The following is a 23174-nucleotide window of genomic DNA, read 5'->3' on the forward strand; positions in this document are numbered from 1 at the left end:
CTCGATATGACGGAACCGCCCAAAACCGTCATTTCGAACGAGGTTCTTCACCGAGGAGAACCCCGAAGGGCTCAGCGAAGCTAAATCTCCAACTCTCTTGAGCACTAAACTAACATTGAGCAAAATGAAGGCAGTAGCATTTGGGGAACAGATATCTTCCCGAAATTTCGGAACAAGCTCTCGCTGCGCTGCGTTCGATATGACGAAACCGCCCAACAATCATTTCAAACGAGGTTCTTCACCGAGGAGAACCCCGAAGGGCTCAGCGAAGCTAAATCTCCAACCCTCTTGAGCACTAAACTAACATTGAGCAAAATGAAGGCAGTAGCATGTAGGGAACAGATATCTCCTCGCTGCGCTGCGTTCGATATGACGCCTCACCTACTTCTGCACCAAAACCTTCGTATTCATTCGTTTAAAATGCGCTGCCAAAGCATTCAATTCATCAGCATCAATATTTTTTAAGGGGATCACCACAAATCTACTCATCGAATCTACATCACCTTTTCTATCGTTACGAGTTTGTACAATCACATCATCCCCGTTGGTATGCAAATACAACTTACCTTTTAAATTAGTGCCGTAATAATCTATACTTTTTAAGCGGGCAAAATTAAAGGCAAAATACTCCTGTTTTCCATTGTTAAAAACCTTCCGATACCAACAAAAACCAGTGTTAGTAACATTTATTTCGTAACGTTTAATGTTACTTGCCTCCTCATCATTATTATAATATTTAATCAATATATTTTGTATTAAAATGGTATTTTCTTCAGCTACATGAAAAGCCGTAAACACACAAAGAACAATACAAATAGCAAAAGAAAACACAATTTTTAAGTTCAATGTAAACTTTTTCATCACAAGGGAGTTTTGGTAGTAGTAAATTAAATAAAATAGTAAATTTGACTATGATTTTTTCTCCACATTCTAAAGTTTGGATCTACCAAAGCAACCGCCTGTTTACAGAAACTGAAACTCAGGCTATACAACAAAAGCTTGATGATTTTACGGCGCAATGGGCAGCACACGGAAACCAACTTGCTGCAAAGGCAGAAATCATCTACAACATTTTTATTGTTTTAACAGTCGATGAGCAAATTGCTCCGGTAACTGGCTGCTCAATTGATTCATCTGTTAGGTTAATTAAAGAAATTGAAAGCACCTATGGCGTAGATCTGTTTGACCGGTTTAATATCGCTTATAAATTTGACGGTGAAGTACACGTGATCAGCAAAGAAGATTTCGAGACCTTAATCACCATTAAAAAAGTAACGCCAGAAACCATTGTATTTAACAACTTAGTACAAAACTTGGCAGAGTTTCAAGATAAATGGGAAGTGCCAATAAAAGATAGTTGGCATAAATTAGTGTTTGCCGATCATTTCGCTTAATATTTATATGATTAGAAGCGCAGTAACATTGCACTGGTTAATGTTAATCCTGCTATCCACTTTAGTCTCCCGATAAATCCTATCGTGTGGACACATCTTTTTGCTTTTGGTAATTTTGGCGTTTTGCTAGGTTCAGTTCATATATTGCTGTCTTTCGCTAAGTGCAAGTCAATCCTCAGTGCCAGACAGATCAAAAAAACAGGAGTACTATAGAAAAACCAGCACTATCAAACCTTAAACGCAGTGGTTTTGTGTTCGGGTTTGCAGATACTTTCATTTATTACAAACGAACAAACCCCGAAGGGCTCAATCAGACAAATGAAAACAAAATAACGACTGATTAAACGAAGTGCCGCTGTTTTTTTGATGAGCGGAGGGCTGTGAAAAGGCACATTTCGGGATTGACAAGCATTTTTGTTTACTTTTGATGCCTTAACCTGCGAAGCAAGCTTGAATGCCATTGAAAACATAAACACTTATGAAAAAAGTAAAATGCCCCGTGGCATAGAGCGAAAAAATATCTTATTAATTGTTTCGATACGATAGGCATTTTCGATCCCTTATTCTCTTACTATCAGGGCTATTTAACTTAGGCCTGTGCACAGCAAACCCCTCATAGTGGCAAAAACCTGCGTAAACTAAACCCGATTGTAACGAAAATACTTTACCTAGTCCTGCTGTACGTTTTACTTCTGGGTAACCGAAAAAGTTACCAAGTACAAACGATGTCAGTCTGAGCCTAGTCGAAGACCTTTAAATGGTCAAAAACAAAAAACAATTTGTCCTTAGACTACCTGACTACCGCAGGCAGGCGCTAAGGATGACACTTATTTTTTATTTACTTCTTAACTCAACATTGGGCAGATAGCAAAAAGCGGGACTACATTCTCCGAAAAGCTACCTTTCCTGCTTTTCAAAAATTTCTTAAATAATTGAATAATAAACATAAGTGAAAGATATTTGTTATCTTAACTAACAATTAATCCCCATTTATGCAGCGCTGGCTCAAAATCTCCTTAAAAATTCTTGCAGGCTTATTTACACTCATTATTGTGGTTTGGCTGGGTGCTGCCTACTACATTAACCACAATAACAAATCAATTTTAAATACCATATTAACGCAACTTAATGCCAATGTAAATGGTAAAATTGAGGTGGGCAGCATGGAAACAACGTTATTAAAAGGCTTCCCTGGAGTTTCTGTTTCCTTAAAAAAAGTACAACTGAGAGATAGTTTATGGGCACAACACAAACACGATTTACTCAATGCAAAAGACATTGATGTATCCTTAAATATCTTCTCGTTAATTGCAGGCAACATCAAAATCAACAAAATTGGCATAAATAACGCCGGCGTTTATTTATATACCGATAGTAATGGATACAGCAACACCAGTATGTTTAAATCTAAAACACCTGGCAAACCTGTGAGCGAAAAAGATCAGCAAGCTTTTGAAATTAAAAAGATCGCTTTTAACAACGTAAATTTGGTAGTAGATAACCAAAAACGTTTAAAGCTCTTTAATTTTTTAGTGGAAGAATTAAATGGGAATATCGATTATCCAGATTCGGGATGGAATGGAAACATTAAACTCAAAACCTTGGTTAAAAACTTTGCTTTTAACACTAAAAAAGGAAGTTTTTTAAAAGACAAACAATTAGAAGGTACGTTGGTGGCTCATTATAATAACGAAACTAAAGCGGTTACCATTGAGCCAAAAAAGCTATCAATCGGTGGTGATGAATTTATAATCGGCGCTAAAATAGATCTGGCTAAAGATCAATCGGCTTTTGCCATAAGCGTTCGAGCCGATAAAATCCTTTATAAAAACATTGCACTTTTACTGTCTCCAAACATCTCCTCTAAATTGTTAAAATTTGCTATCGACGAGCCTATTGCGGTTGTAGGTAACATCATAGATGATGGAAGCAAAAACAGCTCAGACCCGTTAATTGATGTGCGTATGACGGTGAAGAAAAACACCATTACCATTCCAAGCGGACAACTTACCGATTGCAGTTTTACAGGAGCTTTTAAAAATAGAGAGGTCGCTAACAAACCCATTGGCGATGAAAATTCGGCCATTCGATTTTATAACCTGACTGGCAATTATTACAATGCGCCATTAAAAATAGATACCTTTTCTATTACCAATTTAGCCAGACCATTGGCCGCTGGTTTGGTAACTGCTCAATTTCCGTTAACAAACTTAAACCAATCTATTGGTGGCGAAACTTTTAATTTTAAAAAAGGAACCGCAAACATGAGGTTATATTGCAAAGCTGATATTGATAATTTTATGTTTACCAAACCTATAATTTCTGGCACGGTTGACATTAAAGATGCCGATATAACTTACATACCCAGAAACATGAAATTGGTAAACAGCTCGTTAACCTTAAATTTTAACCAAAAGGATTTAAACATTACTGGCAGCAGATTTCAGTTAGGTAATAGCATACTTAACATGAGCTTATCAATAGAAAATTTCCTAAATTTCTATTATACAGACCCATCCAAAATATTAGTAAACCTTAAATTGAGCAGTCCGCAATTGTCTTTAAATGAATTTATACCATTTTTGGCTACAAGGAAAGCTGTTAAAAGAAAACCCGTTTCCAAAAACTCCATTAAAGAAGTTTCAGATCAACTGAGTGCCGTGCTTGAAGCGGCTAAAGTTAATATTCAATTGAATGTAAATAGAGCAATTTATAAGCGTTTCGTGGCTACAAACCTAAACGCTAACATCGCCATGCTTACAGATGGAATTTACTTTAATAAATTAAGTGTTAAACATGCGGGTGGTAGCTTAAGCATGACTGGTAATTTAAAGCAGACCGGAGCAATTAACAAGTTTACGATGAATGCCATAGTGAGTAGAGTGAATGTAAAAGAATTCTTTTATGGTTTCGAAAACTTTGGTCAGACTTCAATTACCAATAAAAATTTAAAAGGTTTTTTATCAGCAAAAGTAAATACATCAGGCAGCATCACTGATAATGGCACAATCGTTAAAAGATCGATGTACGGAAAAGTAAATTTCAACTTAAGTAAAGCTGCTTTGGTAAATTTTGAACCTTTACAAATGGTGCAAAAACTAGCTTTCGCCAATAGAGATTTCACTAATATTGCCATTGATAATTTGGATGGTACATTGATTTTAAACGGCGATAAAATTACCATTAGCCCGATGCAGGTAAACACCAGTGTGCTAAACTTTAACATGAAAGGCATTTATGGCTTAGAGCGAGGTACTGATATTGCGATGGATATCCCGTTAAGAAATCCTGAAAAAGACAAAGAATTAAGCAACAGAGAAGAACGTAGACAAGCCAGAATGAAGGGTATTGTTTTGCACCTAAAAGCAATAGACGATGGCAAAGGCGGATTAAAAGTGAGATGGAATAAAGACCACGATTAAATTAATTTTGAATTATTCAATGAGTGAATGATAGAGGGAAGGAATGAGTGAATGAAGGAATATATTCAGGATTTTATAATAATTATATACTTCAGAATTCAATCATTCCATCATTCAAAATGCAATCATTCAAAATTTAAAAATCCAGCGGTCCTAACCTTCTCATGTTACGCATAATTAAATATTGGCGATGCCTGATGTAACTGGTTGGCTTTTTGGGGCTCCACTTTCTTGGATTTGGAAAACAGGCTGCAATAAGAGCTGCTTCCCCCCTTCTTAAATTGGTGCAAGATTTACCATAATAAGCTTGTGCTGCTGCCTCAGCTCCGTAAATGCCATCGCCCATTTCAATTACGTTTAGGTAAACTTCTAAAATGCGCTCCTTGCTCCACAGCAATTCGATGAGTAAAGTAAAATAAGCCTCAAAACCTTTTCTGATGTAAGATCTACCTGGCCACAGAAAAACGTTTTTAGCAGTTTGTTGCGAAATGGTACTGCCACCTTTTATCTTTTTGCCTTTGGCATTATTGGCATAAGCTTTTTCAATCGCTTTGAGATCGAAACCCATGTGTTTTAAAAATAACTGATCTTCGGCCGAAACCGCAGCACGTTTCATGTTGTCAGAAATGTCTTCAAAATCTACCCATTTACGTTCTGCTTTGGCAGGTTTATCGTTTGCTTTACGCTCCCAGTTGCGCTGTATCATTAAAGCAGTTATTGGCGGATTGATAAATCGATAAGCTAACACCCAAAGCACACTAAATGCCACAAACCAAAGTAAAACCTTAGCGGCAAGCATTGCAATTGGTTTAATTAAACTTGGTTTTTTAGCAGTAGCTGATTTTCTTTTGGCCATTTGGGCAAAGGTAAATAATTATTTAAATTTGTAGATTCTATATCTTAACAATCAAAAATAACGTGTAAATGAAATATCTCATAAGCTATTATTATTTTAGAATGTATAAATACTATAGTAGTGGCGGAAATTTACCTCAGTTTAGCACTTTAACTACTATCACAGTATTTTTCTTATTCAATATTTTAACTTTATTCACTCTAGTTTTTGACATTTTCTTGAACAAAAACATCATACTCCCAACCCGAGAAACACATGGATACTTTTGGCCTTTAATACCAATCTGTCCGCTTCTCTTGCTTCTTTATTATTACTTAAACGTTAGAGGTTACCATTTTAGAATTATGGAGCAATTTGAAAACGAAACAAAAAAAACAAAAAAACAAAGTACCTTTTTAACCATCGCTTATTTTGTTTTATCAATTGTTTTTTTTGTTGTAATACTCTACTTAAGGCAAATTATTAGAAAACACTAAAAGCTTAATACAAACATTTTTAACCAGCCATACGTTGTAAAACAAACAAATTAAAAAATTATGAAAGTTGCCGTTATTACCGGAGGAAGTAAAGGAATTGGATACAGCGTTGCCGAATCGCTTTTAAAAGAAGGCTATTGTGTAGCCATAACAAGTAGAAACATAACAAGTGCCAATGAAGCAGCAAGTAAGCTGGTTACTTTTGGAGATGTTTTAGCCATCGAGGCTGATGTAAAAGATTACCAATCGCAACAAGATGCCATTAATTTAGTGATTGAAAAATGGGGGCAAATTGATGTACTAATTGCAAATGCAGGTGTAGGTGCTTTTGCCAGCATAGAAGATTTAACAATTGATGATTGGAATGAAACCATAGACACCAATTTAACTGGCGTTTTTTACAGTATCAAAGCTTCGCTTGATGCCATAAAAAAAACTAAAGGATACATTTTTACCATTTCAAGCTTAGCAGGAACTAACTTTTTTGCGGGAGGTTCTGCATACAATGCCAGTAAATTTGGCTTAACAGGTTTTACCCAAGCCGTAATGTTAGATTTAAGAAAACATGGCATTAAAGTAAGTACCATTATGCCAGGTTCGGTAGCTACCTATTTTAACGATCATCAACCAGACCAAGAAAAAGATAGTTGGAAGATCCAGCCAGAGGATATTGGCGAATTGGTAGTAAGCATGTTAAAAATGCCAACAAGAACTTTACCGAGTAAGGTTGAGATTAGACCAACAACGCCACAATAGACCGTTATATCGAACGCAGCGCAGCGAGGAGATATCTTTTAGTAAATTTGTATTGATTTGTGTTTCACGTTATCAACCCTTATTGATTGAGGGTGCAACAGATTTCTACTCGTGAAAAACTTGTTCGAAATGACGATAATAATATATTTTTGAGATCCTTCGTTCCTCAGGATGACAAAGTTTATAAACAAAAAAGTCCCTCATGAAAATCATGAAGGACTTTTTTGTTAGTGTTAGCTGAATTACTCTGCTACAACTTCGAAAGGAACTTTCACTTTCACTTCTTTGTGTAAGTTTAAGTTTGCGATATACTCGCCAACCATTTTAGGTTCAGTTTCAAAAGTAATACGACGACGATCAACTTCAAAGCCTTTAGCTTTTAAAGCATCAGCAATCATAATTGTATTTACAGCACCAAAGATTTTTCCAGTTTCGCCAGCTTTAGCACCAATGCTCAATTTCACATCAGTTAAACGCTCAGCAATACCTTCTGCATCTTTTTTAATTTTATCTTGTTTAAAAGCAGCTTGCTTTAAGTTTTCTGCCAATACTTTTTTAGCAGAAATTGTAGCCAAAATACCAAATCCTTGAGGAATTAGGTAGTTACGACCATAACCTGGTTTTACCGTTACGATATCATCTTTCTCACCTAGTGATTTGATATCTTGCTTTAAAATAATTTCCATTTCTCTGCGCTTATTTTAATTGGTCAGTAACAAAAGGTAACAAACCTACGTGGCGAGCACGTTTTACAGCTTGAGCAACTTTACGTTGAAATTTCAATGAAGTACCGGTTAAACGGCGAGGTAAAATTTTACCTTGATCATTGATGAATTTTAACAAGAAGTTTGCGTCTTTGTAATCGATATATTTAATACCGTTTTTTCTAAAACGACAATATTTTTTTCTGTTATCGTCCACTTTTGGAGCGGTAACATATTGTATTTGATCTTTTGCCATTATGCTCCAGCCTCCTCTTTCTTAGGTTTTTTGTTAAAAGCTCCGCTACGTTTTTTCTCGCTATAAGCAATCGCATGGCGATCTAATCTTACAGTTAAGAAACGTAAAACACGCTCATCACGTTTTAACGCTAATTCTAATTTGCTAACTACTTCACCATCAGATTTATATTCTGTAAGGTGAAAGAATCCACTTGCTTTTTTTGCAATCGGATACGCTAATTTTCTCAAACCCCAATTGTCTTCTGCAACAATTTCGGCTCCGCTATCAGTAATAATGCTTTTGAATTTGGCTAAAGCCTCTTTCGCAACATCTTCTGATAACAACGGGGTAAGAACGATAACAGTTTCGTACTGATTCATCTTTGTTATTTAAATGTTTAATTAATTTTTAATTCCGCTTTAAAACGGGTTGCAAATGTAGGGAGATTATTCTTAAAATCAAAGGGTTAATGTGAAATTTTGTTGAAGGTTTAGATGTTAAGGTGGTTAGTTGATTAGTTGGGAAGATGAGAAATGATTAGTTGGTTACTACTAAACTATCTTACAATAACTTAAATTTGAAAAGCTAAGCCAACACCTTTCGGTAAGTTCAGCCTCGTTATTCGTTTCAATCTTTTTTCGTGGCTAACTAAAATCTCAGCATCCTATTAACATTAGCGCAACTATTAACCGATGTGCATTTTGGCAATAAAAAAAGTATTTACACTGCTACCGGGTTTAGCTAACTTTGGGTTCTGCAACTATTAAAGTTTATCAGAGCTTAAAAAGAAAAAAGCTTATCCATGTATAAACGATTATACCCATTTATACATGGATAAAGTTTGCTCAAAAAACCCAACGCTGTACCTTCAGTAAAATGGTTGTATACATGTTTCAGCGCATATGATTTAATTTAAAGTGTAAAAAACATGCGTATATTTGAGAGTTACCTGCCATTTTAATGAGACACTACATAAACATAATAACACTGACAATAATGCTCGGACTATTTGGATGTAAAGACAACAAAAATAAAGACTTTGTATTTGACGAATTCAAATCTCAAATAGAGAGTAAAGGAATGAAAATCGACTCTGTTGATGAAACGGGACTTATTTATATTTCACAAGGAGAACTGACACTTAAAATAAGTTTGGATAATGTGAGCAGAAATTACGAACGAGATAAAGATGAAAGTCATATTTCTGACCTTGTCCAAACTTTGGTTTCGTACTCAATTGAACTTCCTAAAAATTGGGAAGACGCAAAAGAAGACATCTACATTTCGCTTTTTCCAAACGACAACGATTTTCAAGAGTTTTTACACGCCAAAATAACAGATGAATTTAGCAAAGTGTATGTTCATAGCGAACAAGACAAACTAACCTGGATAACCAAGGACGATTTGAAAAAATGGAATATAACAGAAACTGAACTTGATATTCAAGCGAACAATAATGCTGACAAATTATTAAAAATTACGCCAATTACTTTTGACACAATTGAAAATCGAAAACTTGGATTAATAGAAGTTGAACATACAACATTAAAAGGTGCTTTACTTTTTGCACCAACAATGAAAGAGAAAATTAAGACAGACTTTGGATTTCCTTTTTACGCAGTAATTCCTGTGAGAGATTTTTGCTACATTTTTTCCGAAAAAGACTTTGAATTCTTTTCAGTTAGAATTGGTAAAGTAGTTGTTGACGAATATAAACAATCAGGTTATCCAATTACAACAGAAATATTGAAATTTACAGACAAAGGAGTTGAGGCAGTTGGACAATATCCAGTAGAATAAAATGACAACGGAGAGAAAAACAAAAATTCACACCCAACATAATAATCCAAAAATAGGGTGAAAAAAAATGTCTATCTCTCCTCGAAATAGACATTTACTAAATAGATGTTGCTAACTATCTTAATACCACAGTCTCAATAAACTCGTGATTTTTAGATCTAATTAAAAAAGTTAATTGTTTTGCATCAGTTTTGCTGATGTTGAATTTTTTAACCGCATTTACTTTGCTAGCAAATGATTTTGCATACATTTCATCGTTATACTCGTTAAATACTTTAACCTCAACTTCGCCATGCGGCACGTACTTCATATCAATTGTGATGAAGTCTTCATCTTTAACTAAAATAGGTTTAAAAAACTCAGTAACAATTGGCTCAGAAATTAATGTTTTACCTTTAAAAATATTTACCTGATATTCAATTAATTTTTCTTCATTTTCTAATTTAATGATATAATTTCCATCAGGAAATGCTTCTAAGTTATAAGTTTTAGTTGTAGCCTTATCGGTTTTAATATTTTGCTCGTAAATTATACCATCATTTAAGCTGTAAATTGATAAATTAATTTTTTCTGCCTGATCTAATGAAAAAATTATAGATTTTTCATTCTCAGCTTTAACTTTTACCGAAATATTTGCATCATCAGCAAAAGCGATAGAAGAAATTAGCACTAAAGCTAAAATCAAACTGTTTTTTAGTAAATTTTTCATGTTATTTTTCGTTTAAATGAGTAATAATCTATTAACAACACAAATGTAAACAGAAAACAAACACATATCATGTGTCATATTGACCAATTTATATGCAAAATTACCCCACAAACAACTTTAGTTACATAAACTTAACAATAGAACATATTTTTTATGGTAATTTTGAGTAATTATGAAAACATTAAAGCCAAGTTTTGAAATTGTAGAACCTTCGTTTGGGAGTTCATTTTCTTATTCGAAATTTAATGTAAATACCAATAATAAGGCGCACTTATGGCATTATCATCCAGAAATTGAGATGGTATTTGTAAATGGAGGCTCGGGTAAAAGGCAAATCGGCAGTCATATTTCTTATTACTCCGATGGTGATCTGATTTTAATTGGCAGTAATTTACCCCATTGTGGTTTTACCAGCGAAACTACAGGTAATAAAAATGAAGTGGTGATCCAAATGCTTCCCGAATTTTTAGGAACAGATTTTTTAACCTTAAAAGAAACTAAAGGGATTGCCAATTTATTCGAAAAAGCAAAATATGGTATCGCCTTTGGCAAAGACACCATAAAACTGGTTGGACCGATTTTAGAAAAGATGAGCAATTTATGGTCGTTCGAAAAATTATTGGCTCTACTAACTGTTTTAAAAGAATTAGAGCAAGCCTCCGATTACACCTTATTAAATGCACAGCATTTTTCTTTAGAAATGCAGGTTCAAGATAACGACAGAATTAACATGGTTTTTAATTACGTGAAAGATCATTTTTTAGAAGAAATTAGTTTAGAAGATATTGCCGAGCGAGCAAGTATGACCGTCCCTTCATTTTGTAGGTACTTTAAAAAGATGACTAAAAAAACTTTTACCAAATTTGTTAATGAATACAGAATAGTTCATGCATCGAAATTACTGGCAGAAAAACCGATTAGCATTGCTAATGTGAGTTACGAAAGCGGCTTTCATAACTTTAGTCATTTCAATAAATTGTTTAAGGAATTTACCGGCAAAAGCGCATTGCAATATCGTAAGGAGTTAAAATCGATGATTAAGTAATTTCCTCATCTCTAAATATATCTGAAAAACAATGTCAGTATTTCATTTCCATTTTAGCCCCGCCATTTGTCGGGTTTATATTACAAAGTAAGTAGTTCTTGGCAACAATTTCCCCTCAGTGCTCTTTAACGTTGCAACATAAGTTATTAGCACAAGCCTCTATTTATAAACCTGATGGCAGAGGAAATCCTTTTTTGATTGTCATCCTGAGCTTGTCGAAGGATAAATTAAAAAAGATTGAAACGGACAGCAGGGCTAGAATTTGAAAATAACTACTTGCTTTCGTTTCACAAAAAATAGTCTTCAAATAATTATTGCTGAAACGCAACTTTTCAACATTCCAACATTTCAACATTTCAACCTCAACAAAAATTCCTATTTTCGTCCCAATGGAAAATTTTATTGTTTCGGCACGTAAATATCGTCCGGCTACGTTTGAAACCGTAGTTGGCCAGCAGCATATTACGGGAACTTTACAAAATGCCATTAAAAACAACCAATTAGCTCAGGCATTTTTGTTTTGCGGCCCGAGAGGTGTGGGCAAAACCACTTGTGCCCGTATTTTGGCCAAAACCATTAACTGCACCAATTTAACTACTGAACAAGAGGCTTGCGGAACTTGCGAAAGCTGTATTTCTTTTCAAAGCGGTAATTCTTTCAATTTCCACGAATTGGATGCGGCTTCTAATAACTCTGTTGATGATATTAGGAGTTTAATTGAGCAGGTTCGTATACCGCCACAAGCTGGCAAGTACAAAATTTATATCATTGATGAGGTTCACATGCTTTCGCAAAGTGCATTTAATGCATTTTTGAAAACCTTAGAAGAACCGCCTAGTTATGCGATATTTATTTTAGCAACTACCGAAAAACACAAAATTTTACCAACTATTTTATCTCGTTGTCAGATTTTTGATTTTAACAGGATACAGGTTGAGGATATTGCAGGGCATTTAAATAAGATTGCGATACGCGAAAATATTGCTATTGAAGCTGATGGTTTACACATTATTGCGCAAAAAGCTGATGGTGGTTTGCGTGATGCACTTTCGATGTTTGATCAGATTGTAAGTTATACCAATAAAAATTTAACTTACAAATCTGTAATAGACAATCTGAATATTTTAGATTACGACTATTATTTTAAACTAACCGATTATTTAAGCAATGGCGATGTGAGCGAGGCTTTGCTTTTGTTTAACGAAATTTTAAATAATGGTTTTGATGGTAATAACTTTATTAACGGTTTAGCTAGTCACTTTAGAAACTTGTTAGTAGCTAAAGATGCGCAGACCGTACAGCTTTTAGAAGTTAGTGAAAATATTAAACAGAAATATTTAACACAAAGTAAAGTTGCAGATTTAGGCTTTATTTTAACTGCCTTAAATTTGGCAAACCAGTGCGATTTGGTTTACAAAAACAGCAAAAATCAACGGTTGCAGGTAGAGCTATCGCTCATTAAAATGTGCCATGTTAATTCGGTAATACAACTTGCAAACCAACCTACAGCAACTGATTTAGATCAGGATAAAAAAAAAACTTTAATTAAATCGGGAAGCCAAGAAGTTGCGAAGACCGAAGTTCAGGAAGTTGGGAAGTTGGAAAGTAAGGAAGTTGAAGTGCAAAGCGAAGTGAAAGTCGGAAATTCGGGAAGTGGCGAAGATCTAACACCAAAATCTCAGCCATCAATTCAGTCTTTACCAGATCACATTAACATTCCGCCGCCAACCAAAGCACTAGAGCCTGTACAAAAACCAATTGGAAGCTTACCAAGTATTGGTTCTATTAAAATTCAACCACCTAACGCTAAAAATACAGCTTCTTTAATTCCATCTTTAACAGATTTAGAGCGTATTGCCACTGGCGAGGAAGAAAAAGAACCCCAATTAATTTCTGGAAACGAAAAACAACCATTTACACCCGAACAGTTTTTAGAACTTTGGAAAGTTTATACCAAAAAAGCAAATGATGAGCATAAAATTCATTTGTATACCTTAATGAACAACGACCCGATTATTGAAGGAACCAACATTACGGTATTGGTAGAAAATTCTGCCTTAGAAAGTACATTGCAAAGCGAGAAAGTAGATTTGCTTAATTTTTTAAGAAGTAGTTTGAAGAATTTCGATATTCAGCTAACTACCAAAAGGGCAGAAAATAACACAAAAAAGCGGATTTACACCAACAAAGATAAGTATACTCACTTGGTTGATAAAAATCCGCAATTGGAGGAGTTGAGAAAAAGGTTTAATCTTGATATTAATCCTTAATCAGTTCCCAGTTTTCAATTCTCAATTATCCACAGTAAACTGAAAACCGTTAACTGTTAACAGGTGCATCGTTTTTAGGATAACCTTCTTCGTCTAAATCATCTCTAAAATCTTCTTCTGTTCTAGCTAAAATTTCATCTTCGGGATCTAATAATACACTTTCGCCTTTGGTATCGATGTGCATTCCTAATTCATCTAATTTATCATTTACTTTTTCTTCGTCTCTAGCATATTCATCGCCTACATACGGATTAGCTTCATCGAATGTAGAATTATCATCTACTGCTCCAGTTGGTACAGTTTCGTAAGGCATTGGGTGATCGTAATCCTTATCTTCTCCTTTTACATCAAACTCGTAACTCTGTTTATCTTTATCAAAAGATAAATCGTTAAAATCTTTAGTTTCACCTAAATCACTAGAATGTAATTTATCGTTAGCTGGTTTAGGTTGGTTGCTATTATCTGTGTTCATAATTTCAATGTTTTAGTATAAACATAACGAAGTGGATATTCTATTTGTTTGAGATTTTTTTAGCATATAGGTGGATAGAAAATTAACCACAGATGAAAGAGGATGAACACAGATTTTCGAATTAATAAAACCTGTGTTAATTTGTGTAGATCTATGGTTAAAAATAAAAAAGTGATGGCTTCTCAGGCTAATGATTTTATAAAATGAATTGTTGAAACAACCAGCAAAATAGAGATTCCTTCCCGAAAAGTCGGGACAAGCTGTTCCTCGGAATAACAAAAGTATTAATGTTTAAAACAAAAAAGTCGTAGCGAGACGCTACGACTAGTAATTATGCGTGGTTGGTGAGGACACCAACCAAGGCCTTAAAAAGTCGTAGCCAGACGCTACGACTAATTATTTATAAAAGGTTGGCGAGGACGCCAACCAAGGAATTTATAAGCAAAAACTATGAATTAACCTTTGAGATCTTCGCCTCTTTGCAGTTAACCATTTACAAACTTGCTAAAGTATTATTCAAAGTTTCACTTGGGCGCATTGCTTTAAATGCCAACTCATCATTCGGATGATAGTAACCACCAATTTCTTGTACTTTACCTTGTGATGCGATTAACTCTTCAGCAATTTTAGTTTCGTTTTCAGCTAATGCTTTTGCCAACGGAGCAAATCTTGCTTGCAATTCTGCATCTTTGGTTTGGTTTGCCAATTCTTGTGCCCAATACAAAGCCAAATAAAAATGAGATCCACGGTTATCAGTGGTACCTAATTTTCTACCTGGCGATTTATCATTTGCCAAGAACAAAGCATTTGCTTCATCCAATGCATCAGCTAAAACTTGCGCTTTAGGATTGTTTTGTGTTTGCGCCAAATGCTCTAAAGAAGCTTGCAAGGCTAAAAATTCGCCTAATGAATCCCAACGTAAATAACCTTCTTCAATAAATTGCTCAATGTGTTTTGGAGCAGAACCACCAGCACCTGTTTCGAATAAACCACCACCGTTCATTAAAGGCACAATAGATAACATTTTTGCAGAAGTACCCAATTCTAAAATCGGGAATAAATCTGTTAAATAATCTCTTAATACGTTACCTGTTACCGAAATCGTATCCTGACCTTTTCTAATTCTTTCTAAAGTATATTTTGTAGCTTCTACCGGAGCAAGAATTTGAATATCTAATCCATTGGTATCATGATCAGCTAGGTATTTTTTCACTTTTGCAATAATTTGACTATCGTGTGCTCTGTTTTCATCTAACCAAAAAATAGCTGGAGTTTCAGATAAACGAGCTCTATTTACTGCTAATTTAACCCAATCTTGTATAGGAGCATCTTTGGTTTGGCACATACGGAAAATATCGCCTGTTTGTACTTGCTGATCAAAGAAAACATTACCCTCAGCATCAGTTACGCGAATAGTTCCATTTGCTTTTGCTTGAAAAGTTTTATCGTGTGAACCATACTCTTCTGCTTTTTGTGCCATCAAACCAACATTAGGTACAGAACCCATTGTGGTCACATCAAAAGCACCGTTTGTTTTACAATCATCAATTGTTGCAGTGTAAACACCAGCATAACAACGATCTGGTATTAAAGCAGTTGTATCTTGTGGTTTGCCTGCTGCGTTCCACATTTGTCCAGATGTACGGATCATTGCAGGCATCGAAGCATCAACAATCACATCACTTGGCACATGTAGGTTGGTTATTCCTTTATCAGAGTTTACCATTGCCAAAGCTGGGCCATTTGCAATAGCTGCTGCTAATGCTGCCTCTACTTCTGCTTGTTGCGCATGACCAGCAATTTTCGCATATACATCGCCTAAACCATTACTAGTTTCAATGTTTAATTCCTTAAATAAATCTGCATATTTTGTAAATACATCTGCAAAATAAACTTCTACAATCGCACCAAAAATAAGCGGATCTGAAACTTTCATCATCGTAGCTTTTAAGTGGGCCGACAATAAAGTTCCTTCTGCTCTTGTAGCTTCAATTTCTTTTGCAACAAATGCTTTTAATGCACTTAAACTTAAAGCCGAACTGTCAATTACTTCACCAGCTTTTAAATTAGCTAAACCTTTTAATTCAGTTACCGCACCATCTTCAGCTACAAACTCAATTTTAAATTGCGCTGCTTCTTCAACAGTTACAGATTTTTCTGAACCATAAAAATCGCCTTCAGTCATGCTTGCTACACGAGTTTTAGAATCTGCAGACCAAGCTCCCATTGAGTGCGGATTTACTTTTGCGTAATTTTTAACCGCTTTTGGCGCTCTACGATCTGAGTTACCTTCGCGTAAAACTGGGTTAACCGCAGAACCTAAAACTTTACCATATTTTGCTTTTATGGCTTTTTCTTCATCGGTTTTTGCGTTATCAGGATAATTTGGTAAAGCGTAACCTTGTGCTTGTAACTCTGTAATGGCATCAACCAATTGCGGAATTGAAGCAGATATATTTGGTAATTTAATGATGTTAGCTTCTGGAGTGGTTGCCAAAGCACCAAGTTCTGCTAAAGCATCACCAATTTTTTGATCGTCTTTTAAATATTCTGGGAAGTTTGCTAAAATTCTTCCAGCTAATGAAATATCTCTGGTTTCTACAGCTATGCCTGCCGAAGCTGTAAAAGCTTGTACAATTGGAAGTAGAGAATAGGTTGCCAACATTGGCGCTTCATCTGTTTTGGTGTAGATAATCTTAGAAGTATTCGACATAATTTATATATTTATTTAAACAGAATTAACCAATTAACATGGCAATCCTTAAAATCGCCTAAAGATAAAAGAAACGATTGAATTTAAAGACATTGAATTGTTAATTATAGATTTAGAGCCATTAAAGTATATTTTATTATGAATATTTTTGCTGTCATCCTGAGCCTAATGTCATTAAGTTAGGGGCTTAAATACGTTGGCGGGGACGCCAAAGTTAGAGGTTTCCAACGTTGGCGTCCCCGCCAACGCTTAACCTAATCACATTGATCCTGAGCCTGTCGAAGGATTACAAACGGTCTTGGAGAAGCTCAGACTGACCTATTTTATTCTTAATGTAAAAACTACTCTTGTTCTTTTGAAAATCAGCACTAGTGATCCTTCGGTAAAGAAAGTCCTGCCATCCGCTTTATTTCGTTAGCAACCACAAGGGTTACCACTACGTGCTCGCTGATGTCAGAGCCTGTCCGCCGAGGTGGATTTATAATAGTAAGGCAAACCTAAGTAACATAGACCCGACAAAGCGTAAAGCCCGCAGGTGAGGAACGAGCCGAGGACTTGTAGCGATGGCGGGACTGCTATAACCGATGAGCAGTGGTTTTGCTCTTCAAAAAATTTATAGCATAAAACGAACAATCAGAAACTAAAATGGTTTATCTTGGCAAGCAATTTATAGCAATGATTTCTAGCCAAAACCTTATCTTAAAACCATTAAATCATCAGCAACTGATTAAATATATAGCAAATGATGGTTCATTAGAAAGAGAGTTGAAATTAAATCCAACAATTAAAGAAATTACACCATCCATTAAAGAAGCCTTAGCAGAAACCATTTTGCCAAACATTGATGATGCTGGTAAAAACCATTTATTTTCTTCTTTGTGGGCTATCATTTTAAAAGCAGAAAGTAGAATGGTTGGCGATATTTGTTTTGTTGGTGAACCAGCCGAAGATGGCGAAATTGAATTGGGTTATGCCACTTATGAAGATTACAGAGGCAAAGGTTACATGACCGAAGCCATTGCTTGCATTATTGAATGGGCAAAAAGGCAAGACAATGTAAAATCAATTTTTGCGCAAACCGCTAAAGATAATCCAGCATCTTGGCATATTTTAGCTAAAAACAATTTTGTACAGGTAGCTGACGAGGAAGATTTATTGAGTTGGCGATTGAAGTTTGATTGATCACAATATTTCCACGACCTAAGTAACCTAAGAAAACCTAAGTTAATTTTTTAAAAGGTTTATATGTGCTGTTTTTTAATAAAATTTCTAAATCCATGCGTTAAGTAACTCAGGTGTCTTAAGTGATAAAATAATCGAATTGTTCTTATCCGCAACAAAATCAATACATCACTTAAATATGCAAAAATCAGAAAAACAACTTCTACATTTGGCTGTTAGATTATACATATTAATTAGATTATGAAAAATCAATTCCTTTCCATTACACTTTCATCCGCTGTTATCCTTTTAGGTAGCGGATTAAAATCTTATAGCCAAACTACACCTGCAGCAACTGTAAAAACTGGCGCAGGTATTACGGTAGCCTTACCAGAGGCTGATACTAAAGCAAGTAAAACCAATTTTAGTAAAGTTGTGCCATGGCCAGAAGGTAAAACGCCAACCGCACCTGCGGGATTTACTGTAACCAAATTTGCCGAAGGCATGAAAAGTCCGAGGAACATTGTAGTTGCACCAAATGGCGATATAATTGTAGTTCTTTCTAACTCGCAACGTACTAAGGTTGAGCAAATTGCCAACGAAATTAGCGGTAAAGCAAAATCTGAAGTACAGGGTAAAAGTGTAAACACCGTAATGCTATTTAGAGATGCCAATAAAGATGGTAAACCAGAAATCATTTCTACTTTCTTATCAGGATTAAATCAGCCTTTTGGCGCAGCATTTATTGGCAATTCATTTTATGTAGCCAATACAGATGGCATTTGGATGTATCCTTACAAAACTGGAGATACAGAAATAACTGGCGAAGGTAAAAAGATTTTATCATTGCCTGCTGGAGGTTACAACAATCATTGGACTAGAAACTTGATTGTTAAACCGGATCAAAGTAAACTATATGTTTCTGTAGGTTCGGGCAGTAATGTTGCAGAAAAAGGTTTAGAAAACGAAATTAGAAGAGCTGCAATTTTAGAAGTAAATCCAGATGGTACTGGAGAGAAAACTTACGGTAGCGGTTTGCGCAACCCTGTTGGCATGGCATGGGCACCAGGCACAAATATGTTATGGACAGCAGTGAACGAACGTGATGGATTGGGTGATGATTTGGTGCCAGATTACATTACCAGCGTGAAAGAGGGTGCTTTTTACGGCTGGCCATTTTCTTATTTCGGACAAAATGAAGACCCACGTTTGAAAGGGCAAGCGCCAGAATTAGTTGCTAAAGCTTTAGTACCTGACGTACCAATGGGAGCACATACTGCATCATTAGGTTTAGCTTTTTATACTGCTAAAAAATTCCCTTCAAAATATCAAGGTGGTGCTTTTATTGGGCAGCATGGATCATGGAACCGCTCACAATTTGTTGGTTACAAAGTTGCTTTTGTACCTTTTAAAAATGGTAAACCAAGTGGTAAAATCGAAGACTTTTTAACTGGTTTTATTAAAGACGAAAAAGAAGTTTATGGTAAACCTGTTGGTGTTGCAGTTGCACAAGATGGCGCTTTATTAGTTGCTGACGATGTTAGCGGAATTATCTGGAGAGTTGCCGCGAAATAATTTATCAGTCTTCATGAGCTTGTCGAAAAACCTATCGGAATTTTTTTTAAAAAGCTCAACGTTTACAAACCATCCGTCATTTCGAACGAGGCACGAGGAGAAATCTGTTAATTGTGACTAAATTGTATCACACATCCTTAAAGATAGCTCCAAAGTTCCTATTTCGACATGACGGCTTTTTTAAAAAATAACTTGAAAAAACCATTATTTGCCCTCCTATTTTTGATTAATTCGGCTGCGTTTGCGCAAACAGATTCAGTAAAACGACTCAATGAAATCAATGTAAAGGGTTACTACAATCCGCAACCTATATTAAGAGCTTTAGGGGCGGTTAGTTTGTTAGATAGCAATCAGATTATAAATCAACCCAGAAATTCTTTAGTTAGTTTAGTAAATACTGCTCCTGGTGTTAGAATGGAAGAACGTTCGCCAGGCAGTTACCGCCTTTCTTTACGGGGTAGTCTGTTGCGTTCGCCTTTTGGGATTAGAAACGTAAAAATTTATATTGATGATTTTCCATTAACGGACGCTGGCGGAAACACTTATTTGAACGCTATTGATATGGCAGGCATTAGCAGTTTAGAGATTTACAAAGGACCCGAGGCAAGTATTTTTGGTGCAAATACTGGAGGAGCAGTACTGATTAATTCTTTGTTAAAAAACAAAAATGAAGTAAGCTTGTCTACCACCGCAGGCTCTTACGGCTTGTTTCATCAAATTGCAAGTGTAAATCAAAACTTTCAAAATTACAGTTTCAATTTTACTGGCGGATATCAGCGAAGCGATGGTTATAGAGCAAATAGTGCATTAAAAAGGAGATACATCCAAACTTCGCAAGCTTGGGATTATAGCGTAAAAGGCAAATTAAAAGCTTTTATTTTTTATAGCGATTTAGATTACCAAACGCCAGGTGGTTTAACAGCAGCACAATTTGCGGCTAACCCACAAGCCGCACGACCAGCAACACCAACTTTACCAAGTGCCATTGGTCAAAAAGCAGCAATTTACAATAAGACATTTTTTGCGGGATTATCAAATAACTATGTGCTAAATGAACATTTTAATCATGTAGTGGCTTTATTTTACTCAAATACAGATTTTAAAAATCCGTTTATTACCAATTACGAAAAACGCGAAGAAAATACTTTTGGATTGAGATCGTTTATTGAATTTACTGCCTTACAAAACAATATTAAGTACAACATACAAGGTGGCTTAGAAAGCTCCAGTACCACTACCAACGTTAACAATTTTACTAATGCACAGGGAATCGCCGCTAATTTAATAGCTTCAGATGATTTAAAAGCTAACCAAACGTTTGGCTTTTTGAAACTAAATATCGATGTAAATAAAAAACTTTTGGTGGAACTTGCCTCTAGTTTAAACTTCTTTAATTACAACTATCAAAGTTATTTTCCTGTTGCAGTTGTCGAGAAAAACAGAAACTTCAGTGCCAGATTGATGCCAAAATTGGCTGCATCCTATTTATTTAATGAGAGCGTTAGTTTTAGAGCTTCAATAAGTAAAGGTTATTCCCCTCCTACTTTAGCAGAAGTGAGGTCATCAGATAATATCATTAATAATGATTTACGAGCCGAAGCTGGATGGAATTACGAAGCGGGTTTGCGTTATCAAACTAAAAACAAGCGATTAAATATAGATGGGAATGTTTTCTACTTTAATCTACAAGATGCTATTGTAAGAAGATTGAACGAAAATGATACTGAGTTCTTTATTAATGCAGGAGGAACAAAACAGTTAGGAACAGAATTGCAGAGCAGTTATTGGCTGATCAAAACAACGCAAAATCGCTTTTTAAATGGTTTATTAATGAGAAATAGTTTTACCTATAGCCGCTTTAAGTTCGATCAATTTCAAAATGCCGGAAATGATTTTTCAGGAAATGATTTAACGGGTGTGCCAAAACATACTGTTGTAAGTAGTTTAGAGCTAAATTTCAGCAAGAGACTTTTTCTTTTCGCCCAACATAATTACACTTCAAGCATTCCATTAAATGATGCTAATACTGCTTTTGCACAAAAATATCATTTAGTAGATATTAAAACTGGAATTAGAGATTTAAGTATTGGTAAAACAGCTTTAGCCGTTTCATTTGGCATTAACAATTTACTTAACCAAACTTACAGTTTAGGAAATGATTTAAATGCTGCAGCCAATCGTTATTTCAACCCAGCTATGAAAAGGAATTTTTATGCGAATATTGGCTTGACTTTATAAAAACATTATAAATCTTGAGTTCGATTATAATGTTTGATTAGGCAGTTTAAATTTGTTTTACGTTAAAGTGTCACTACAAATTAATTTCGTTTTGTAGCTTTCCGCTTCGTCAAAAATCAGTTTTTACTGTAAAACAGATGCTGATCCCGTACGTACGGGACAGCATGAAGGAACGGCAGATTTATCTAATTATAAATTTTTAAATCCAGGATGCCAAAATATCCGCGCTAAAAAAATCTAAATATCTCGATAACAATCGAATTGAGGTTGGTAAAATAGAAACAGATCATTCTAATTTGACCTGTTTCCATTTTTAAAGAGCAAACTAATTCGCTACAACCAATTCTTTAATTACGATTTCATCTACCACAATTTCTGTAGTATAACGTTTAGTACCATCTTTAGCTTCGTAATTGTTGGTTTGCAATCTACCTTCGATGCTAAAACGTGTGCCCTTTTTAATTTTCAGCTCTGCTATATCTGCCTTTGCACCCCAAAAAGTAAGCGAAAACCACTGCGTTTTTTTAACCTCTTCGCCAGTACTATTCCTATAGCTTTCATTTACAGCCATATTTACACGAGCTAATTTACTATTACCACCCACTACTCTAATTTCGGCATCGCTACCTGCACAACCGCTTAATACTACTTTGTTTACTACGTTTTCCATGATGTTTAAATTTAAGTTTCTTTATTTTTTAACGAACAGTAACGACCATTGCTACCGACAGAACAAAGGTGCAAACAGGCAGAAAAAATAGTCGGATATTAAACGTTTATAGCCGTGTATAAACGTTTATACACGGATAATATGCCTTAAAAAGCAAAATTTCAAAGATTTTATTTTTTTTAAATTGGGTAAATAATTTTGTAGATTTAATCATCAGCCCTAGCTAAACCAATTTTTATGGAACGTTTATGTTTAGACTGCCATGCTGTTTTAAATGGCAGGGCCGATAAGAAGTTTTGTGATGACCAATGTCGCACAAATTATAACAATAGAATACGTACTGAAGATAATAGCTATCTGAATGAGGTAAATCGAATTCTGAAGAAGAACAGAGATATTCTACGTAATAAAAATCCAGAAGGTAAAATTAAATTGAAACGTGAAACTTTGTTAAGAAAAGGTTTCGATTTCACTTATCATACCCACACTTACGCTACTCAAAAAGGTCAGGTTTATTATTTCTGTTATGAGCAAGGTTATCTTCCGCTAGAAAATGATGAAGTTTTATTGGTAAAGAGGGAAGAGAAATGAGTTAAGCCGATTAAAACCATTTATAAAACCTCAAATCGAATAAAATTCTTTAACCATTTATTATAAAATCTACCTTTGCCTTAA

The 23174-nt window shown here is 35.1% G+C and carries 19 protein-coding genes; 10 read left to right on the top strand and 9 right to left on the bottom strand.

The annotated features are described in order from the left end of the window. Positions 1 to 381: 381 nt before the first annotated feature. Positions 382 to 861 carry a hypothetical protein gene (locus tag FA045_RS17935; RefSeq protein WP_136878463.1) on the bottom strand — a complete coding sequence of 160 codons (480 nt, stop codon included), beginning with the start codon at positions 859 to 861 and terminating at the stop codon, positions 382 to 384. A 50-nt stretch (positions 862 to 911) separates the two neighbouring features. Between FA045_RS17935 and FA045_RS17940 the strand changes: the two genes are divergently transcribed. Next, positions 912 to 1394: an ABC transporter ATPase gene (locus tag FA045_RS17940; RefSeq protein WP_136878464.1), complete on the top strand. Its 483-nt coding sequence runs from the start codon at positions 912 to 914 to the stop codon at positions 1392 to 1394. Positions 1395 to 2386: 992 nt separating this feature from the next. Further along, positions 2387 to 4816 carry an AsmA family protein gene (locus FA045_RS17945; protein WP_136878465.1) on the top strand — a complete coding sequence of 810 codons (2430 nt, stop codon included), beginning with the start codon at positions 2387 to 2389 and terminating at the stop codon, positions 4814 to 4816. A 136-nt stretch (positions 4817 to 4952) separates the two neighbouring features. On the opposite strand, the gene mtgA is transcribed toward FA045_RS17945, so the two are convergent. Beyond that, positions 4953 to 5672 (bottom strand): monofunctional biosynthetic peptidoglycan transglycosylase, encoded by a 720-nt coding sequence (gene mtgA, locus FA045_RS17950; RefSeq protein ID WP_136878466.1) that lies wholly within the window; start codon positions 5670 to 5672, stop codon positions 4953 to 4955. A gap of 536 nt (positions 5673 to 6208) precedes the next feature. Here mtgA and FA045_RS17955 point away from each other — a divergent pair. Next, entirely contained in the window at positions 6209 to 6904 is a 696-nt protein-coding gene (locus FA045_RS17955) for an SDR family oxidoreductase (RefSeq protein WP_136878467.1), read from the top strand. A 242-nt stretch (positions 6905 to 7146) separates the two neighbouring features. Here the strand turns inward: FA045_RS17955 and rplI are convergent, their stop codons facing one another. Genes rplI through rpsF form a run of 3 tightly spaced genes read right to left on the bottom strand, consistent with a single transcriptional unit; the run spans position 7147 to position 8226 of the window. Beyond that, on the bottom strand, positions 7147 to 7590 hold the full coding sequence (rplI, locus tag FA045_RS17960) for a 50S ribosomal protein L9 (protein ID WP_136878468.1): 444 nt from the start codon (positions 7588 to 7590) through the stop codon (positions 7147 to 7149). Between the two features lie 10 nt (positions 7591 to 7600). After that, complete coding sequence (gene rpsR, locus FA045_RS17965; protein ID WP_136843636.1) at positions 7601 to 7864, bottom strand: 30S ribosomal protein S18; 264 nt, start codon at positions 7862 to 7864, stop codon at positions 7601 to 7603. Further along, complete coding sequence (rpsF, locus tag FA045_RS17970) at positions 7864 to 8226, bottom strand: 30S ribosomal protein S6 (protein WP_136878469.1); 363 nt, start codon at positions 8224 to 8226, stop codon at positions 7864 to 7866. Before rpsF ends, rpsR begins: the two co-directional genes overlap by 1 nt. Before the next feature lie 616 nt (positions 8227 to 8842). On the opposite strand from rpsF, the gene FA045_RS17975 reads away from it, so the two are divergent. Further along, positions 8843 to 9646, top strand: a complete 804-nt coding sequence (locus tag FA045_RS17975; RefSeq protein WP_136878470.1) for a hypothetical protein — start codon at positions 8843 to 8845, stop codon at positions 9644 to 9646. Between the two features lie 115 nt (positions 9647 to 9761). Here the strand turns inward: FA045_RS17975 and FA045_RS17980 are convergent, their stop codons facing one another. Beyond that, positions 9762 to 10355, bottom strand: a complete 594-nt coding sequence (locus FA045_RS17980; RefSeq protein WP_136878471.1) for a hypothetical protein — start codon at positions 10353 to 10355, stop codon at positions 9762 to 9764. Between the two features lie 172 nt (positions 10356 to 10527). Here FA045_RS17980 and FA045_RS17985 point away from each other — a divergent pair, with 172 nt between their 5' ends. Beyond that, positions 10528 to 11400, top strand: a complete 873-nt coding sequence (locus tag FA045_RS17985; protein ID WP_136878472.1) for an AraC family transcriptional regulator — start codon at positions 10528 to 10530, stop codon at positions 11398 to 11400. A 389-nt stretch (positions 11401 to 11789) separates the two neighbouring features. Further along, a complete protein-coding gene (locus FA045_RS17990) occupies positions 11790 to 13670 on the top strand; it encodes a DNA polymerase III subunit gamma/tau (protein ID WP_136878473.1) in 1881 nt (626 codons plus the stop codon). 49 nt (positions 13671 to 13719) lie between these two features. On the opposite strand, the gene FA045_RS17995 is transcribed toward FA045_RS17990, so the two are convergent. Both FA045_RS17995 and FA045_RS18000 read right to left on the bottom strand, forming a co-directional pair. Continuing rightward, positions 13720 to 14142: a hypothetical protein gene (locus FA045_RS17995; protein WP_136878474.1), complete on the bottom strand. Its 423-nt coding sequence runs from the start codon at positions 14140 to 14142 to the stop codon at positions 13720 to 13722. A gap of 493 nt (positions 14143 to 14635) precedes the next feature. Beyond that, positions 14636 to 16855, bottom strand: coding sequence for an NADP-dependent isocitrate dehydrogenase (locus tag FA045_RS18000; protein WP_136878475.1), 2220 nt, complete (start codon positions 16853 to 16855; stop codon positions 14636 to 14638). Positions 16856 to 17530: 675 nt separating this feature from the next. On the opposite strand from FA045_RS18000, the gene FA045_RS18005 reads away from it, so the two are divergent. From FA045_RS18005 to FA045_RS18015, 3 genes are all read left to right on the top strand, one after another. Beyond that, a complete protein-coding gene (locus FA045_RS18005; protein ID WP_136878476.1) occupies positions 17531 to 18037 on the top strand; it encodes a GNAT family N-acetyltransferase in 507 nt (168 codons plus the stop codon). Between the two features lie 240 nt (positions 18038 to 18277). Then, positions 18278 to 19591, top strand: coding sequence for a PQQ-dependent sugar dehydrogenase (locus tag FA045_RS18010; RefSeq protein ID WP_136878477.1), 1314 nt, complete (start codon positions 18278 to 18280; stop codon positions 19589 to 19591). 192 nt (positions 19592 to 19783) lie between these two features. After that, positions 19784 to 21829: a TonB-dependent receptor gene (locus FA045_RS18015; RefSeq protein ID WP_225871381.1), complete on the top strand. Its 2046-nt coding sequence runs from the start codon at positions 19784 to 19786 to the stop codon at positions 21827 to 21829. 325 nt (positions 21830 to 22154) lie between these two features. Here the strand turns inward: FA045_RS18015 and FA045_RS18020 are convergent, their stop codons facing one another. Next, entirely contained in the window at positions 22155 to 22499 is a 345-nt protein-coding gene (locus FA045_RS18020) for a single-stranded DNA-binding protein (protein WP_136878479.1), read from the bottom strand. Between the two features lie 237 nt (positions 22500 to 22736). On the opposite strand from FA045_RS18020, the gene FA045_RS18025 reads away from it, so the two are divergent. Then, positions 22737 to 23090 (top strand): hypothetical protein, encoded by a 354-nt coding sequence (locus FA045_RS18025; RefSeq protein WP_136878480.1) that lies wholly within the window; start codon positions 22737 to 22739, stop codon positions 23088 to 23090. Positions 23091 to 23174: the final 84 nt, after the last annotated feature.

The organism is Pedobacter cryotolerans, from assembly GCF_005116475.1.
Lineage (GTDB): Bacteria > Bacteroidota > Bacteroidia > Sphingobacteriales > Sphingobacteriaceae > Pedobacter > Pedobacter cryotolerans.

What these genes read in the sequence shown, in the direction of transcription:
- FA045_RS17935 (WP_136878463.1), bottom strand. Translation starts at nt 861, where the DNA reads ATGAAAAAGTTTACATTGAACTTAAAAATTGTGTTTTCTTTTGCTATT.
- FA045_RS17940 (WP_136878464.1), top strand. Translation starts at nt 912, where the DNA reads ATGATTTTTTCTCCACATTCTAAAGTTTGGATCTACCAAAGCAACCGC.
- FA045_RS17945 (WP_136878465.1), top strand. Translation starts at nt 2,387, where the DNA reads ATGCAGCGCTGGCTCAAAATCTCCTTAAAAATTCTTGCAGGCTTATTT.
- mtgA (WP_136878466.1), bottom strand. Translation starts at nt 5,672, where the DNA reads ATGGCCAAAAGAAAATCAGCTACTGCTAAAAAACCAAGTTTAATTAAA.
- FA045_RS17955 (WP_136878467.1), top strand. Translation starts at nt 6,209, where the DNA reads ATGAAAGTTGCCGTTATTACCGGAGGAAGTAAAGGAATTGGATACAGC.
- rplI (WP_136878468.1), bottom strand. Translation starts at nt 7,590, where the DNA reads ATGGAAATTATTTTAAAGCAAGATATCAAATCACTAGGTGAGAAAGAT.
- rpsR (WP_136843636.1), bottom strand. Translation starts at nt 7,864, where the DNA reads ATGGCAAAAGATCAAATACAATATGTTACCGCTCCAAAAGTGGACGAT.
- rpsF (WP_136878469.1), bottom strand. Translation starts at nt 8,226, where the DNA reads ATGAATCAGTACGAAACTGTTATCGTTCTTACCCCGTTGTTATCAGAA.
- FA045_RS17975 (WP_136878470.1), top strand. Translation starts at nt 8,843, where the DNA reads ATGCTCGGACTATTTGGATGTAAAGACAACAAAAATAAAGACTTTGTA.
- FA045_RS17980 (WP_136878471.1), bottom strand. Translation starts at nt 10,355, where the DNA reads ATGAAAAATTTACTAAAAAACAGTTTGATTTTAGCTTTAGTGCTAATT.
- FA045_RS17985 (WP_136878472.1), top strand. Translation starts at nt 10,528, where the DNA reads ATGAAAACATTAAAGCCAAGTTTTGAAATTGTAGAACCTTCGTTTGGG.
- FA045_RS17990 (WP_136878473.1), top strand. Translation starts at nt 11,790, where the DNA reads ATGGAAAATTTTATTGTTTCGGCACGTAAATATCGTCCGGCTACGTTT.
- FA045_RS17995 (WP_136878474.1), bottom strand. Translation starts at nt 14,142, where the DNA reads ATGAACACAGATAATAGCAACCAACCTAAACCAGCTAACGATAAATTA.
- FA045_RS18000 (WP_136878475.1), bottom strand. Translation starts at nt 16,855, where the DNA reads ATGTCGAATACTTCTAAGATTATCTACACCAAAACAGATGAAGCGCCA.
- FA045_RS18005 (WP_136878476.1), top strand. Translation starts at nt 17,531, where the DNA reads ATGATTTCTAGCCAAAACCTTATCTTAAAACCATTAAATCATCAGCAA.
- FA045_RS18010 (WP_136878477.1), top strand. Translation starts at nt 18,278, where the DNA reads ATGAAAAATCAATTCCTTTCCATTACACTTTCATCCGCTGTTATCCTT.
- FA045_RS18020 (WP_136878479.1), bottom strand. Translation starts at nt 22,499, where the DNA reads ATGGAAAACGTAGTAAACAAAGTAGTATTAAGCGGTTGTGCAGGTAGC.
- FA045_RS18025 (WP_136878480.1), top strand. Translation starts at nt 22,737, where the DNA reads ATGGAACGTTTATGTTTAGACTGCCATGCTGTTTTAAATGGCAGGGCC.